This is a genomic window from Methylobacterium gnaphalii, from assembly GCF_007992215.1.
In the GTDB taxonomy this organism is placed as follows: Bacteria; Pseudomonadota; Alphaproteobacteria; order Rhizobiales; family Beijerinckiaceae; genus Methylobacterium; species Methylobacterium gnaphalii.
This window is the reverse complement of the sequence record NZ_BJZV01000096.1, coordinates 1-1,262: the sequence shown is the minus strand read 5'-3', so window position 1 is coordinate 1,262 and position 1,262 is coordinate 1. Positions and strand designations below refer to the sequence as shown.

The following is a 1,262-nucleotide window of genomic DNA, read 5'->3' as shown; positions in this document are numbered from 1 at the left end:
TGACCTGACCGGTATTTTGGACCGAGCCGATTGAGAGGCTACTGCCTGGTAGCGGCCATGGGTCGCCGGAAGGCCAGATCCGGGACCGTGACAGGCGCGGGCGGCCAGTCGCCCAAGGACGAATGCGGCCTGACACGGTTGTAGGTGTTCTGCCAGATCCCGATCCCGATCTGCGCCTCCTTGAGCGAGTAGAAGATCTCTTGGCGTAGACACTCCTCCTTCAGCTTGCCGTTAAAGCTCTCACAGTAGCCATTCTCCCAGGGTGATCCTGGGGCGATGTACTGGATTTGAGACCCCGTCTTGGCGACCCATTTGCGTAGCGCCGTCGCGATCATCTCCGGTCCGTTGTCGCAGCGGATGTTTTCAGGGATGCCATGGAGACACATCGCGTCGGCCAGCGCTTCGATCACACCCAGGCTGTTGATGCGCCGAGCAACCTTCAGCGCGAGACTGGCTCGGCTGTGCTCGTCGATCAGCGTCAGGATGCGCAGGCTTCGACCATCCTGGGTCTGACCCTGCACGACGTCGAAGCTCCAGACGTGATTGCGATGGAGTGGCCGCAGCCGCACGCAGGAGCCGTCGTTCAGCCAAAGACGGCTGCGCGGCCGGTGCTTCTGCGGGACCTCGAGCCCCTCGCGACGCCAGATCCGCTGAACCCGATCCTTGCCCACCTGCCACCCGGCCGCCTGCAGCAGCGCGGTGACGCGGCGGGAGCCGTAGCGCCCGTCCTCGGACGCCCGGGCAGGCGCGGGTCAGGGCATCCTCGTCGGCCAGCACGGTCGGCACGTGGCGTTGCCTGCCGACCGTGCTGGCCAACGATACGGCAGGCATGGCGTTCTGAGAGACCATCCCTCTCTCTGATGCCGTCGACGGCCTGCCGGCGTCGCTCCGGGGCTACAAGTTTTGCTGGCGCTGCCCTTCGGGTCCCGAAGCAACGTCCGCAAGCACCTGCTTTTCCAAGGACAGATCGGCTACGAGCCGACGCAATCGCGTGTTCTCACGCTCCAGATCCTTCATTCGGCGTGCCTGGTCGATCTGCAGGCCACCGTATTCCTTGCGCCAGCGATCGTCGCTCTGCTCGGAGATCTCCGCCTCCTTGCATGCCAGGGCCAAGCTCTTGCCCTGTGCCGTTTGAACCTCGATCTGGCGCAGTTCCAGCACCACCTGATCCGCACCCGTCTTCTGACCGCGCCGCATGTCCACTCCTTCGGTCCCGGCTGATCCTCGCAATCAGCCCGGTCCAATGCCAGCCGGTCAGGTCA

Annotated in this window: 1 pseudogene; it reads right to left on the bottom strand. The window is 64.5% G+C overall.

The window, feature by feature from the left end:
• Positions 1–38: 38 nt before the first annotated feature.
• Positions 39–1,197, bottom strand: a pseudogene (locus MGN01_RS23240) (IS3 family transposase).
• Between the last annotated feature and the right edge of the window lie 65 nt (positions 1,198–1,262).